The sequence below is a fragment of the Phaeodactylibacter xiamenensis genome (assembly GCF_965229835.1).
In the GTDB taxonomy this organism is placed as follows: domain Bacteria; phylum Bacteroidota; class Bacteroidia; order Chitinophagales; family Saprospiraceae; genus Phaeodactylibacter; species Phaeodactylibacter xiamenensis.
In genome coordinates, this window is sequence record NZ_OZ245931.1 from 994085 (window position 1) to 1009623 (window position 15539).

The following is a 15539-nucleotide window of genomic DNA, read 5'->3' on the forward strand; positions in this document are numbered from 1 at the left end:
ACAATTGGGTGAGAATGTGTAATAAAGACTTAGCGGGTTTTCACTTCTTCTAAGTAATCAGGACTTCTATCGCCTCTGCTTATATGTATAATTCGAACCTCATGTTTCGCCTCAATTATAATGAAAATGATACGGTACGTACCCTTTAACACGAGCACTCAACGATAAGTAATTTCTTCATCGCTCAACTCTTTTACTAAGCCATGTTGATGTGGCATGGTCAACAACTTGTCTAATCCATAAAAGATAGCCTGCCTGACATAGTCAGCGGTATGGTAGGATACATTTTCTTCCAGATATTGTACTATTTGCTGAAAGCCATCTCTAGCCTCAGGCACAATGACTATTCTTTACCTTCCTTGCCCTTCAGCCATTTTTCTGATTCCTTTTTAAGCTCATCAAGTGTAATATATTCACCTCTGTCTGCTGCTTCCACACGAGCTTTGAACTCTCTTCTGGCCACACTGGCATGCATAGGAACACCCTCCACACTATAACCAATGATTGGATCATTTTCCTGCTGCTCGATATAGGCCCCAAACATGGGGTGGGCTACCGCTATAAACTTGTCATCCAATAAATCAATGTACCGATGCAGGTCGGCACGCAATTCTGATGTGTTTGAACTCACCATAAGCATTGTTTGTAGATTCCTAAAGATAACGGTTTTACCGGTGAATCCGTTCTCGGAGCAGCGGGAGTTTGCTGGTTAACTCCGTTTCCACCTCCTTTCCTGTCTACCACTTGTCCTCTACATAGGGCAGGTTTTCTTGTTATTACCTGGTTGATTTTGTTTTGATGATTCATTCCTTTACAAACTTCCGCACCATTTGCTCCGCTCCTACTTGCAAGCGAACCACATATACCCCACTTGGCCAGCCTCCCACATCTAATTGCCAGCTACGGGGTGCCGGGCTCAAGTTCAGGTCTTCTGTGTAAAGCATTTGACCGGATAGGTTTTCAATAATTAGCTTCCCCTCTGTAGTATGAAGCTGTGGTAGCTGAAGGTGAAGTGTTGAGCGGACTGGGTTAGGGAAAAGCTGGAAACTGGCATTTAAACCGCTAATAAAATTAGTGCTTGTCAGAAAAAAGGAAGAGTCTACTTCGATTACCATTTTTCTGACATCTTCTCCAAGGACCTCCCCATTGTACCACGTCTCTGCACCAATAGCAAAGGCATAACGCCCAGGCTCAACCGGACCGTCCCAAACAAATGGTGGGCAGCATGTGATGGTGTCTGTTGCTTCCGGGAAGGTATACCCTCCCTCTGTAAAGGGCAGAAGGTAAGTCCGGACACTATCGTATGCCGTAAATGCTGCAAAGCCTCCATTTGCATGATGGGTTATAGTACCATCTCCCGGGTATTCTAAGTCAATGGCGTACCCAATATATTGTCCCGGGATAGACATACCTGACGGGCTAATCTTTATCCTATTCGTAATCATAAAATTCTTACTTCCTGAATCTTCAATATTTTTAATGCCTTCTACTAAGAAACTATCACAAACAGTAATTGTGTAGGTTTTCTCTATCATAGGATAATTATGAAAGGAGTGATAAACTTCTGCAACCACTCCTTCAATTGGAGTAGAGGATAATGTACCACTCAGGGTATCCAAGGTCCCATCGCCCCAATCAATGATACGCCCTTCAGGACTTCCATTCCCTTCTTTATAAATTAAAAAATATGCATGTGCTAAAGCAGGTGAGAATTGCGCAATGACATCAAGGTCACCGCCTAAAATACCTTGCGCACCTGCATGCAATGGCGCAGCCAAAAAGATCAATAGAAATAGCCGGTTCATAATGGGCCTTTTTGAAATTACTTGTTCTAAAAACTACTCTACCATCACCTGCAAAAGCTGGCTGTTATACCCATCAGACAATCTAATACTGTAAACCCCTGCGGGCCATTGCCGGACATCCAACTGAAGCGGCTCTGGGTTATGTGCTATAGATTTCCGATAAACTTCCTGCCCCCGCATATTGAATACCTGAAGTAACCCGGTATGTTGTATTTGACATTCAACTCGCAAGATTGTACTGGCAGGGTTAGGGAATGCCCGGCAATAAATACCGTCGTTGTTCAGGGTAGTAGTGCTCGTTGCCCTAAGGTCAATTTCCTGGCAAGACGTATGGCTTCCTTGAGCGTTTGTAGCCGTTAAGCAGGCTTCATATAAAGCTGGAAAAATATAGCTGTGCTGTGGATGGCGGCTATTACTGACCGCTCCGTCACCAAAGTCCCAATGCCAGGCATAGGGCTGAAATTTAGAGCCATCATAAAAGTCGATAGCCTGCAAGCTGCTGTCCGTAACGACATAGCTGAATTCGGCTTCCGGAAGCGGAAGGTCTATGCCCAATGTATCACAAGCACCGCCATCCTCAGGGCCAAGGCCATAATATGGGTGGTTGGGCATGGTCCTGAAGTTCAAGCCAGGCAGTTGGATGCCATGCTGTTCTATTTGGCACCCGGCACCTTTATTATTAGGCTGATGAATGACATGGAGCCGGTCCGTAGCACCCGGCGTCGAAATGTAAATTTTGCCATCTGGTGCAAGCTGTGCTAAAAAAAATCGGGTACCAAAATTAGCAGGAGATTCAAACCCATCATATTCTGCAGCGAGAACTTTTGACGCTTCTATATCTTCCGCTTCTAAGTCATACTGATAAATATATCGATGGGAAGAAATGTAAAGAAAACGGCTGTTCTCTGAGATCGCTGCCCCGGCAAAGTAGGCGGTGTCGTTATAGTTTATTACCCTTGGATTGTACAAATAGCCATCACACCGGTCAAAGTCGTAAATTTCAATAAACTGCCCTTCCTCTATCCCGTAGGAGCTAAAACGTACGTATTTTGATCCATCAGGAGTGAAATTTGCTTGACCAACACCAGCAATAAAAATAGTATCTGAATCATATTTATTTACAAAAGCTACTGAATCAGGAGTGATAAGCACAGAGTAATACTGATTATCCATATACTCAGGGACTATAAGCCACCAATCTTGTCCATTAGCGTGCCGACAACCCGTAAGCTGCCCAAAGACTAGAGTGTCATTAACCAATACTTGGTTCTTATTACCAACTTCATAGCCTGTCTCTCCACTTTTTACCTCAGTTAAGTATAAGTTATTACCTGCATATGGGCTTCCAAATTCATCTTCTTCTTCATATTTTGTCATTTCTGTATGCAGGAGATGGAAGCCATCTACAGCTTTAAAAAACAGAGCTGATTGCTGAAGTGAATAAGCCCCGATTTCTATCCAAAAATCAGTATAAGGGTCTGGGTTAAGACCGCTGCCATTTGTAATGGTATCATGTGCAGCATCAGCAATATAAAGCCCATTGGTATAGACTTCAAGCTCCCCTAAAGTATCACAAATACTAGCATTCGTCATCTCAAAATTCATCTGCCTGGTATCTGTAAAAACAGAAACAGGATTTGTATTAAAATCCATTACGGTGCTTGCAAAGGGCGGCCCTCCAATACCATCATAACCGAAAAGCCAGATATGGTCACGCGGCTCACGGGCAAAGGTTTCCTGGGCATATAACTGCGAGAATACTCCCCCCAAGACAAAAAGCAAAAAAAATATAGCTTTCATACTGAAAATTTAATTCGTAGCTGCCGTCAAATAGGCAGCTACGAACGAGTACTTAATTAATTATTTAAGAACCACGACTTTGATTATCTCTGATTTACGCTGACTCTGTATTTGGAGCCAGAGAACGCCAGAAGGAAGAGCACTTATATCCCAAAATCGCTGCCCTTGTCCTCGTAATAAGGATTCCGACCGGACCAACTTCCCATTGACATCAAATAGTCTAAGCAGCCCTTGCTCGGGTATTTCAAACTCTATAGTCAAACTACTCTTAGCAGGATTGGGGAATGCCTTTATGCTTATCGTATTTGCAATTACACCAGTTCCTGGATCAGGGATTGCAAACGCATTATTGCCCAAGCAACCTCCTGTAATATGCCCCCCTTCCAAAATCTTATAAAGGCTCCTTGCCAGAAAAATAGCATTACCACCTTCCAATGGACAGGATTCTGCAAGATTTTCTAATGTACTTAACCAATTAGTAGGAAAGCTGTCACGGCCAGTCTGTTGAAGCCTCGCATGCCCACGCCATATTTGCTTTAAAGCAGTTTCATAAGACAATAGTCCGTGGCAAATCAGGCTGCAATTTTGCCTATAGCCCTGAAGCGCTCGCGGATGGAATTAATTTTTGAAAGCTGTGCGCCGATGCCGAACGTGGCAATAAATCGGTCCAGCAATAAATCGTTGGCATACTGGGTTTTAACGTCTGCCATAGAAAACGCTTTGCGTTCCTGCGGCGGGGCGCTGAGGTAGTATGCTGCTTTAGCAAGCGATACGGCTGTGAGGGCCGTGTTGAGATGGAAGTGCAGCTTTTGCGGACTGCGTGCCTGGCAGTGGGCCAGCCCTGCATGTTGCTTGCCATCCCTGTACAGGAACTCAATCTGAAAGCGGCACTGATAAGCGTGCAGTACCTCTGCGCCATCCATGCCCGTATCGGTGCAGGCATAAATCTTCGCGGATTTTACTTGCCCCTGATCGTCCAAGTGATGTACGATGACAACTTTAGCGTTGCGCTTCCAAGACTGTACATTTACAGTGGCCTGGTAAGCAACCCACGAACCGTCTTCTGCTTGTGCGCATGGCGTGAAATGGTCTTCGCGAAGGGCATAAGGATTGATCCGGCCGTCATATGTTTTAGGGCGCCCCCTTCTTCTTTTCAGCCTTGGCCCATTATAAAGGTAGCGCAGCCTTGCATCCTTGCGCAGGCGGGTGATCAGTTGGAAACCTTCGCCAAGCAGCGTATCCACGAAAGGCTCCCTGGCGAAATAGGCATCCGCAGTGACATACTTGGAAAGCCTCAACAGGGCTTCTTTGCGCTCACAAAGGATACGGGCATAGAAAGCAAGCTGCGATTCCCCCTCTTTCAGGCCTACTGTCTGGACGGCTTCGAGATGGAGGGCTGCTTTGTCCGCCAGGTCCACAGCAGCTATACCCGAAAACTCCAGGCCGCGCAGCTCGCGGCCGGCGCAGCCAGAGTAGAAGTAGCCTATACCCGCTGTATGCTTGCCGCTCTTTGGTACAAAGCAAGGGTCAAAAGCAATAGCCAAGTGCTGCCCAAGCTGCTGCGAAGCCAGCTCAGCATTGAACTCCAGCCAACCGAAGGGGCGGGCGAAGTTCTGACGGTAGGTATCTTCCCCGTATTCGCCCCAGCGCGAAAGGTTGGTGAAGTTGTACCGGCCTCGCACAGCTAGCCATAATGGAAACAAGTGCAGCATAAATCGGTATTGCCAACGGTTATTTGTAGAAATTTTTCGTAATATTTGTTCCGTGAGTGCTTTGACGCTCATAGGGGCAAAGTTGGTTTGAGTGTGTAGGAACTCCCAAATTACAACTTTCCCTTTTTTATGCCTATGCGTCATTTTCCCCACGGACTATTGATAAGAAGTACTAGTGTGCAATTCGTGAATGGCACCTTCTAAGCTGCTAAAGTGATTCATTGCACGGTAATTATAAATACTTTCTTCACGGGCAAGGTCGGATAACAAATTATCAATGGAAGCTAAATAAGCACCTCTAATGGCAGTTACTAAAGTGTCACCTTTTGCTAATGATTGATTAAATAAAAGCACACTATCCCTAAAGCCATTGAGCTTGCCTACTATTCCTGAAAAACGTTCTCTCTCGTATTGCAAAAAATCTAATCTCGAATCTTCATAATCTTGAAATGCTTTGATTAGACCCGTATAACTGGCATTATAAAAGCTATCCACGGGAGTGCTGTACGTAGAGTCAGGGGTAGAATAAATGGTATTAAATAACTTTCTTCGAGCTTCCCAAAGTAAAGTTGTACCATATTGGCTAGCGTACCCGTCTCCTCTAGCTACCATTTCAGCCTTGACCGTACCCAATTGGTCATTTATAAAACCTGCGCATTGTGCAGGAATACCTAATGCAGGTTGAAACCAATCCGTACCAACAATTCCAGTAGCATTTGGAAAAGCAATGCTTGAAGGGTAAAAAGGCAAAGCTGTTTGATGCACTTCAAAAAGTTGACTAGTCAAAGAAATCTGAAAATCGGGCTCAGAAACCTCGTTCATAGCAGCAAAACCAAACAAACCATTGTTGGTGTCCCATTTGTTCCCCCGGTGTATTTGCTGGTCAACATCAAGGTTGTCACGATACCTAAGTCCGGTAACAATAGGTGCAACAAAGTTGGTAGTACTCAAAAGCGTAGGCTCAAATATGCCAGCACAAGCCCCCTTGAAGCTAACTCCAACGCCCATATTTCTGATTGTATTACAATCAAACATAACAGAGGCGCTACTATAAACATCAATACCAATAGCATCAGTATTACTAGAAGTGCCCTCTACTAAATTATCATTTAGTAGAGTATGATGAGCAGCCCTCAAAGCAATACCTAGTCCTGGGTCACCGTTTATAAATTTCACGTGATTATTCCATAATTCATAACCTTGTGCGCCCCTTATAAAAATCCCGTTACTAATCCCACTCAGGTTTACTTCATTGCCAATTATTTTAGCATTCTGTTGTCCTATGCCAAGTTCTTCCACTTCGATACCAAAGATTCCGGTAGAAGTGAGGTGGATTAAATTAGAATTAACAGCTAATTGGTTTAATTGGTTGTTATCTAATAAGGCAATGCCTGTATGCGTTGCCCTAATCTCATTTTGTATAAGGTAAATATTTCCATATCTGAATTTATTGACACTTACACCTGTACTAACATTTGACATTGTATTATTCGTAACCCTTATCTCATCTCCCGGAGAACCATAAGAATAAATTCCAAAATCACAATCATCAAACGTCACATTGGAAGTGTTGGATCCGCAATAAAGGTTATGACGGTCGAATATACCATATCCCATTATGGAGTAAGGTTCACTAGAATCAAATCGGATATCAGAAAAATTAGAGTTTACCACAGAAAGTATCTGTGAACTAGATAGTATACCGTTCCTAAGGAAAGAGAATTCGTTAACCCCTTCACCTTCGACACCAATAAATAACTTTTCTGTTTCAGAAATAATCCCTGAGTAAGCGGATTGACCAATTTCCGGGTCATTTCCTAACGCAGGTAGCAAAGGAGTGCTGCCATCAAAAAGATTATCGAAAAATGGGGCAACCTCAACACGAGGCTGTAGTTGAATTCCAATATGGTTTTGGAGGAAATTTGATTTAGTAATATCTAAGTAAGAATGCCTCATGGCAAATATTGCTGTTTTAGCATCTCTTATTTCTGAATTTGACATAATCAGCCTGGCTCCTCCTTCTACCGATATACCCTCCCAAAGAGCAGTACACCCATCTAATTTAGCACCTGTTAGTTCCAAGGTATTCCCACTTTTTACAATTATTTTGGCATTAGGTTCTATAGACATAGATCCAGAGTATACAAAATCATCGTCTACTATTAAAGTGCCTGATAAACAATAATCTATATTGGAAGAAAGTCCTCCGAAAGACACATAGGTATCACTAATACTGGTTGCTCCAACTGGGCAGCAAAATGATGTACAATTTGCAGGCAATGTAATACTGGGAAAAAACGATGTACTTTGACAAACACCCTCGATCCCTACACTCAATGTTATTGAATAACTTCCATCCCCTGATACGGTATGAGAAATTGATTGCCCGGTTAACGTTGTACCATCGCTGATAGTCCAATTATAGTCAAGAGACTGGTCAGTTTCTACAGCAGTAGCAATAATATCATAATCGCATGCATAGATGACAAAACCAGGGTCATAGCTACCTATAACTTCAACATGTAAATCATCAGTATCTTTACAGAAAACAAAATCTGGTGTTGGATATTCTGTGTTTGGGTCAGGTATATATATTCTTCTTAAAATATAAGACGTGTTAACAGTAGGGCTGACTTGTACTGTAGGTATTGTAGAGCCAGGTTGGCCATCAATAAGTAAAGTCCCGTCGTATTCCCGTTCTAAAGTATAGGAAAGCAGAGGATTGGAAAAGGTTACATCTGAAGCTTCGTACCAGCTATATTCGACCGCCATATCCGATAGCATACAAAACTCATCTCCACCTATAGTAATTGTTTGATTGCAAGAGATTGAAATTGGTTGCCCTGCATCAAAATTGTCTTCGATTAATTCTAACTGGTCTAAAAAAGAGATAACGCCCCCTTCTTGTGTTGTAGAACTTCCTGGTACAAATTGCGGGTAAATCCAAAGAGAAGTTCCTTCAAATTCGCCATTGAATTCAAAACAGGTTGCAAACTTAGTCCAATTTATATCATTTGGGTTGTTTGCAATGTTTTCATAATCAGATTTGAATACCTCTTTATATCCAGATGGATAGGCTTCTACATCTGAGACTAATGTTTTTTCAAAAGGGCAGAATTGATCTGAAATCAAATCATTTATGGATGCAAAGTGCATCTCCATTTCAGCAGTGTTGCCAAAACAGGAATGGAAACCGGATATTAGATAGTTTGATTCGGGCTCAATTGTAACCGGGATATGAATAGATTCCTCAACAACAACTTCACCATTATCAAAATCAATTTGCATATAAGCTACATGCTTCCTTGCTCCATTTACTAAATCAACATATGGGATAAATGAATTAAAATACACATCGGGTGATTCTGTTGCTTTTTCGACTCCAGGAGCCTGAGCACCTGGCAAGCCACCGCATCCTATTGGTAACTTTTCATCATTATTAGTATTAGGGTTATTAAACATGTATGAAAACTCAGGGTTGCAAATCAGGTTGCATGGATTTCTGTTGAAACCATCATCAATAGTTGTCAAACCTCCGTTTTCTACAAATGCACATTCCCCCTCACATACATCTATTGAAATAGTGACTCTAGTCACATTTCCTGCCTTATTGCAAGAGCTAGATGTAGGTATATATCTTAATACACTTATCCCTGGCAGGGCAGAGGAAAAAGTATAAGTACCATCACCATTATTAGTCAGTTGACCTGACCCCACATTTAATTCTAAGAATGCAATCCCATCTACGCCTTCACCATCATTACCGATTAAATCCTCAACACTAAATGTAATATCAACTTGGTCATTTGAAGGGTCGTTGTCACTTAAACATAAATCTCCTGAAAATACATTATTAGTGCAAGCTGGACCAATATCATCAACACCGGCTACATTACAATCACCTATGTTTATTTTATAACCTAAAGCCCTAAGCACCGCCTCTTCATAGGAGCTGTTTATTGAACGACGTTCGTTCGCTTCTAGAGTTGGAGACATTAAAAGGTTTGTTGCCCCGCCGCCGCAAAAATGGCTAAACATACTAGCCCTGTTAATATTTGATGAAGGCACGGTGAAAATATCTAAAGAATTATTTGCAGTCACAAACTGAACACTTGCACCTGCTGCTTGACAGTCTTGATCAAAAGCTGCGCTACTTATGTTTTGGTTAAAGTCTAAATCATATGGTCCATTTTGAATCAAACTATTGCCCGTAGTCAATTCTAAATGAGTATCATATCGATGGTAATTATTGAATACAGGAGCTCCAGTTACGGGATTTAAGGTATTTATGAAAGAGGCAAACCCTAAAACATGAAGAGCTTCATGCCGACAGACGGTGAATAGGTCATGCTTATTTCCATTGGGAAGGGATTGATGGCTAAAATTCCAACCATCAAAACCAGGTGCATTTCCAAAAAAGTTGATCCAAATTTGCCCATGAAAAAGGCCTGATCCAATTGCAGAAGTGGCGTCATTACCTCCATTAATCAATAACCAAGGCATTCCATCTGCCATTTCTCCTTCAAAATACCTGCTGTAAATAAACGGCGAACTGAGCCCTAAAGCACCTCCCCCTTCACTTAAATCTTCATCAGACCTTCCTATTTTTATCCTTACCACAGGATCTTCCTCTCCGCAAGGATTGCTAGTAGGTTCAATTAATCCTGACAGCTCAACAAATACCTCGCACATGGTTCTTCTTGCTATTACACCGTTAGCTCCATCGTCAAACCCTACGCCTGTGCCACCGTTCAATAAATCCTCAAACCGGAGCGCAAAAGGCGAAATATTAAGGTTAAATTCAGTTTGGCAGTCACAGTGGTTAGACTGAGGGAGAAGACCCTGCCATAAACCAGTACTTGGTACCTGTAGCTCCCAAGTAGAATAATGATTCCCAAATCGGTCATAAAAACCATCTGAATTACCTTCAAAATTAAAAATACCTGAACCATGTTTTTCGTACCATCCACAATATGGTATTTCTTGTGCATATATTTCACTGCTTACAAATGGGAGGGTAAATGCCCATACCAAAAGGAGAAGGCCTGCCCTTAATAAGAGTCGCTTTAGTAGCCTTATGCTTCTTAAGACAGTTTTGAATTGTAAATTGGTGCGACTAGTGCATACCAGCACGAAGTTGAAATGTGTTCTCATTTTTATTTTGTCTTAGTTAAAAAAATTACTGTAAGAACATGATGCAAGATGAGCTAACTAGAAACCCAGTTCTTTGAGCGCAATTGAAATAGCTTCAACGAGAATCACATTTTTCCGAAAAATACATTTAAAATAGCGAAACACCAATCAAAACCAGAAACGTCTGAGCCAACCAACATTACTAAATCTTCCTTATTACAAACAAAAAGAGCCTAAATACCCAATAGGCACAATGCTACAGCCATGATCAACATCAATTCCTGAAAAGCGCATGCAACGACTTTACCACACAAACGAAAAAGGATAAAGTAATGGGGGGCTCAAGCCCATATATTTTGTTTTGGGTTTATAAACCACCGAAACCTTACAGGCTATACATTGCGTCAACCGTTACCATTTAGGTTAACACCAAAACGACTACTGCAACAGCTAATCCCACAATAAAATAGATGAATCGCTTTGCCCTTCCGTATTTTTCGATTTCGATGACGGCTTCTTCTTCGTCGCAGGCACCATCTACATAGTCTCTTAGTATTGATCTCAGGGTGTTCATAATTAAAGCATTTGGTTATTTATACGCAATACGAATTGGTTTGCGACATCGGCCACTGACGAAGCGTAGCTTGTCAGGGCAGGCGCAAGCCAATTCTCAGCGTAAATGCTGACCTGCCTGCCGAAGTACCGACACGCAGGCAGGCATTCAGTAGGTTTGCTGCTCCGATCTTTATCGGAGACCACTTAATCGTCAGTATAACAGGTTCCATTGAATAGTTTGGTTTACCGGTGTTAAATATTTGGGCTAGTTCTCATGTATGCGCGCAGGCTTCTTCCCGTTGCCTAACGGTCATGCTAATGGCTGGCCTGATTCGTATGTAGGGCAGTATTCATAGAAACTGAACTACGGCCAAGTGGATGCTACAATATTTTCCCCACTACACGGCAGGGCTCTTTCTTTTAACCTACCTCAGGTGCTTTAACTGCGAACTCAACCTGCTACATAACGAAGGGATGGCTGGACGGCACGGTCGTATTGCAGCGTTGGTCTTTACACTGCGTACAGGCTTGGACTGTTATCCTCTGCTCAGCGGCACTTGGTTTAAGCTACGTGTTGTAGGGGGATGAATGTCTTGCTTACCTGTACGTACCCATTAGGGGAAGCGTACCGTAGCTGCTCATGTCGACAAACACACTGAATTAATTTTGTGAATTTGCTAGACTCAGTTTAGTGTTTACTCACATTAGGATGATTAATTTTTATAACCCTAACACCTTCCTCTTGTATATCTACTCCTTCCATTTGCTCACCTAGTTCCGCCCAAAGATAACTAGGATCTGCTATTAAATATTTTTGCTCATCAATTATTATCATTTCACCGTCCTTTAGTTCTTCAGGAAAGTATATAGCGATATTCATATGTTCACTTTTTGGATAAACTATTGCATACACATCCAAATTAAGCATTCTCTTTACTAAAAACGCAAATAAAATCGACTTGTCATCGCAGTCACTCCCCTTAGCAGCAAGTGTAGCTTCAGGTGAAAGCCATACCTCCTCCCCATAAGCATCTCGATCATCAATATATTTTTCTTGTTGGCACATGCTAAGAAGAAAATTTACTTTATCCAATAAATCAAAATCTTTTAATATCGAGTCTAACCCAATTAGGCTTTTTTCTAAGCTCTGGGAAACGCCAAAATAGGAAAGAGTATCTTTTGTCAGAATAGATGCAACTTCCTTGTTTTGCTTTTTGATGGCAACACTGTCGATCAGTAGGTTAAAATTATAAAAAGCTCCATTGAAATACACGCTCTTTTTAACAATAAAAGCCCTACAGGTATCCTTAGAAAAAACTTCTTTGTTCTGGGTTAAATGATTTTTCTGACTGTTAAATACATATGTTTTCCCAAATCCACTCGAATCTCTTATTGATTCATAGCTCCAAACCAGAATACTTCCAAACCACCCTATCTTAACAAAAAAGAACAACGCTAAAAACATACTTTCTTGCCAAGAGCTAAATCTAAGGTAATCTTGTCTTATATTCATATCAATCAGCATTACACAATGATTTTGCCTTTAAAAAATAATGATAAACAGTCACTCAAATTAGGGACTGGTAAAGTGTCATGGAATCTTAAGTTTTGTAATTGATTATCTTGGAGTTATGTCAATCCTACTATTTCCATTAACGCCATTTAGACTCTCTAACACATTGATATTGATGGGGCTAGTAACTCCTGAACCAGTTAAAAAACCTCTTAACCCAGGTATTACTACATCTCTAATGTCTCTTAATAAATCTGCCCTAGCAGCCGCTGGTTGGGTTGATTTAGTTTCAAAAACAATGTTGATATTGAAACTGGTAACTGTTGCTACTCTCTCCGTTATAATCATTTGGGTTGCAATATCATTAATATTTAAACGTCCGCTATTCAGAGGACTAGTTGGATCAAATACTGCATGATGCGACGGTAAACCTCCACTCGGCGAAAATGAAATTTGTCCGTTAAAAGGGTTAGGAGCACCTATTGCTAAACCAGGTAGCGGACCAGGTGGAGGTGGAGGTGGTGGAAAAATAAGATCAGGTAGTTCAGGCTCCTCCCTTCCAGGAATATCAAGTAGTTTTGGGGTTAAAGTGTTTATAGCAATAGGAGTGTCCATATAGGATTTCTTTTTTTCAATTGATCCCAACCAAGCTTTTTCTCTCAAACCACCGTTGCTCTGAAGCGCAAAAGATTGATACTCGATCTTGACTAAATCACTATTTGGTGGAACTTCATTGACTACATATTGACCATTTCTGGAAATTCCTCTCTGTTCCAATAGAGTATTTAATATCACATCATCTGCTGTTTCAGTTACTATAATAACATGCCCTCTTATTTGTGGTTGCCAATATTCTTTAAAAGCAGACACTGGTTCCCTACCGTCTAAATCAAGAAAAAGAATAGGACTATTCCCAGCAAACTGGTAAGGCGTATACCAAGGATAGCTTCTAGTCAGCGGGTCGACACTCAAAAACCGCCCTATCGCCGGGTTATAAATCCGGAAACCATAATCGTAGTGCGTCAAAGAACTGAACTCGCCGTCGGAATCATTCTCTTTGCCGTTGAAACCGTAGCGGTAATCTCCAAAGTTATACTTTCGGCCCGGCATTTCATAACCAAATGGGTAATAATCAGTGGCGGCCATGAATACGGGGTCGAAGTACTCTGCTTCGTCATCGGCATCCGTGTCTTTGTAGTATTTGCGGTCATTGAGCACAGCCATGACGTTGCCCAGGTGGTTGGATATCTCGTACCGTTTCCAGCCTATACAGAGCTTTTCCTGGTCGCTGAAGTAGGGCGTGTCGTTGAGGTCGTTGCCGTTATGCCAAGTCACATCGGGCTCTACTGACCCCAAGCGGCTACTGCCGTATAGATACTGCTCCGACCAGGTCACCGTATCGCTGTCTTGGTGGTATACTGCCAGGACATTGCCCTGTGCATCTCTTACGTACCAAGTGTATGTCGATAAGCCTGTATTTGTATCATAATTCTCCTTTTTGACCCTGTTCTGGTCAGGTCCATAATCAAAATACACTCTTCTGTCTTCACTTTGGAAGTTCAGCCCCCTGACTTTGCCATAAGCGTTCCAAAAGACTTTGGAACCGGCCTGAGCATCATTGACCAGGTTCCCTGAATCATCATAAGCGTAATTTCCAGATGATTGACTGTCAAAATCCCCTGAAAAAGCACCGCTCCCTATATTGTCATAAACGTAATCGAGAAGGTTTTTGTCCGCAACATAATTATACTCCAAGTTGTCCATCAATGTGCTGAACGTAGACTTCCTGTAAAGCCGGAGTATGTTCCCGTTGGCATCGTAGTTGATGGTGTCTACTCGGTAAGTACCCATCGGGCTGCCCCCACTTTGCCATGCATAGGTGCCTATAGTAATATTATCCCAGCTTTCCATCCTCTTGATCCGGTGTAACTGGTCATAGCGGTAGGCTTACCCCCACGGTTCTCCCAATTGGCGGAAGGACACGCCTTTGAAGCCCCCTGGCTGGAGGTACAATTGAAAAGATAGCACAGGACAATTGCTGTTTTGCTTTTTTGTAACTTCCACCCTGACACAACAAAACAGCGAATCCTATGAAAATAATTGCGCTTGACGGAAGAACGCTTAACCCGGCCCCGGCAACAGACCGGGATTTCGTAAATCGTTTTCCGGTTACCACGGCGCTCAACATTTCATAACCAAAGGGTAATAATCAGTAGCGGCCATAAATAAAGGCTTGTATAGTAGATTCACGAAGGAGCTGCAACGAACACCGCTTTACTGTATACGTGGTGGGTTTAGCGGTAAAGCGTTTAGGATTTCAGCTCGTCAATAATTTCTTCCTGCCTTTGGTGGCTGTGATATATTTTGACCACCAATACCACCAACTCCTCTTTATCTACTGTGTATACTATTTTGTATTCCCACTTCAGCATTCTGCGGAACACGACTTGTTCCGTACTGATTTCCTTGAACGCTTCGTGTGATTCAGGGTAAGTTTCAAGCCGGCCAATAGCCTCCATAATGCCTCGCTTTACATTTGTGGCTACTGTGTTAGACTCCGACCTTCTTAGGTACTGAACAATTTGGCTAAGATCCTGGCGGGCTTTTGGGGTGATCCGGACCTTATACTTCTTTACCATGTGTCTGCTTCTTTTAGGAAGTCTTCCAAAGTAATATATTCCCCGTTTTTTGCAGCTTCCACATCTGCCAGCAGCTCTTCCCGCGCTGTACTTGCCCTGACTGGTGTGCCATCGATTTCGTAACCAATAATCGGGTCTTCTTGCTCTTTAACATAGGTATCCAACATGGAATGGACTACTTTCAAAAAGCTCTCGTCTTTCACTTGCTCCAGGTAAGACTGGATTTCGGCTTTGATTTCTACAGCGCTCATAAGTATTGATTTTGTAGATTCCTAAAGATAACGGTTTTACCGGTGAATCCGTTCTTGGAGCAGCGGGAGTTTGCAGGTTAACTTCGTTTCCACCTCCTTTTCTGTCTACCACTTATCCTCTACATAGGGCA

Annotated in this window: 11 protein-coding genes; all 11 read right to left on the reverse strand. The window is 42.2% G+C overall.

The genetic code is table 11. The features are described 5' to 3' along the window. Nucleotides 1-343 precede the first annotated feature (343 nt). A complete protein-coding gene (locus ACO08I_RS03685; protein WP_421948524.1) occupies nt 344-634 on the reverse strand; it encodes a hypothetical protein in 291 nt (96 codons plus the stop codon). Between the two features lie 169 nt (nt 635-803). After that, complete coding sequence (locus ACO08I_RS03690) at nt 804-1805, reverse strand: T9SS type A sorting domain-containing protein (protein WP_421948525.1); 1002 nt, start codon at nt 1803-1805, stop codon at nt 804-806. A gap of 33 nt (nt 1806-1838) precedes the next feature. Next, on the reverse strand, nt 1839-3605 hold the full coding sequence (locus ACO08I_RS03695) for a PKD domain-containing protein (RefSeq protein WP_421948526.1): 1767 nt from the start codon (nt 3603-3605) through the stop codon (nt 1839-1841). A 60-nt stretch (nt 3606-3665) separates the two neighbouring features. Then, nucleotides 3666-4163 carry a T9SS type A sorting domain-containing protein gene (locus ACO08I_RS03700; protein WP_421948527.1) on the reverse strand — a complete coding sequence of 166 codons (498 nt, stop codon included), beginning with the start codon at nt 4161-4163 and terminating at the stop codon, nt 3666-3668. Between the two features lie 14 nt (nt 4164-4177). Further along, the gene (locus ACO08I_RS03705) at nt 4178-5317 is read right to left on the reverse strand and encodes a transposase (protein WP_421947288.1); all 1140 of its coding nucleotides are present in this window, start codon (nt 5315-5317) and stop codon (nt 4178-4180) included. A 156-nt stretch (nt 5318-5473) separates the two neighbouring features. Further along, complete coding sequence (locus ACO08I_RS03710; protein ID WP_421948528.1) at nt 5474-10471, reverse strand: PKD domain-containing protein; 4998 nt, start codon at nt 10469-10471, stop codon at nt 5474-5476. Nucleotides 10472-10868: 397 nt separating this feature from the next. Continuing rightward, a complete protein-coding gene (locus tag ACO08I_RS03715; protein WP_282773995.1) occupies nt 10869-11024 on the reverse strand; it encodes a hypothetical protein in 156 nt (51 codons plus the stop codon). Nucleotides 11025-11693: 669 nt separating this feature from the next. Then, nucleotides 11694-12530: a hypothetical protein gene (locus ACO08I_RS03720; protein ID WP_282773997.1), complete on the reverse strand. Its 837-nt coding sequence runs from the start codon at nt 12528-12530 to the stop codon at nt 11694-11696. Between the two features lie 93 nt (nt 12531-12623). Continuing rightward, nucleotides 12624-14429 (reverse strand): RHS repeat-associated core domain-containing protein, encoded by a 1806-nt coding sequence (locus tag ACO08I_RS03725; RefSeq protein WP_421948529.1) that lies wholly within the window; start codon nt 14427-14429, stop codon nt 12624-12626. A gap of 398 nt (nt 14430-14827) precedes the next feature. Beyond that, nucleotides 14828-15157 (reverse strand): type II toxin-antitoxin system RelE/ParE family toxin, encoded by a 330-nt coding sequence (locus tag ACO08I_RS03730; protein ID WP_421948530.1) that lies wholly within the window; start codon nt 15155-15157, stop codon nt 14828-14830. After that, nucleotides 15151-15408 (reverse strand): hypothetical protein, encoded by a 258-nt coding sequence (locus ACO08I_RS03735; protein ID WP_421948531.1) that lies wholly within the window; start codon nt 15406-15408, stop codon nt 15151-15153. The genes ACO08I_RS03730 and ACO08I_RS03735 overlap by 7 nt, the downstream gene beginning before the upstream one ends. Nucleotides 15409-15539: the final 131 nt, after the last annotated feature.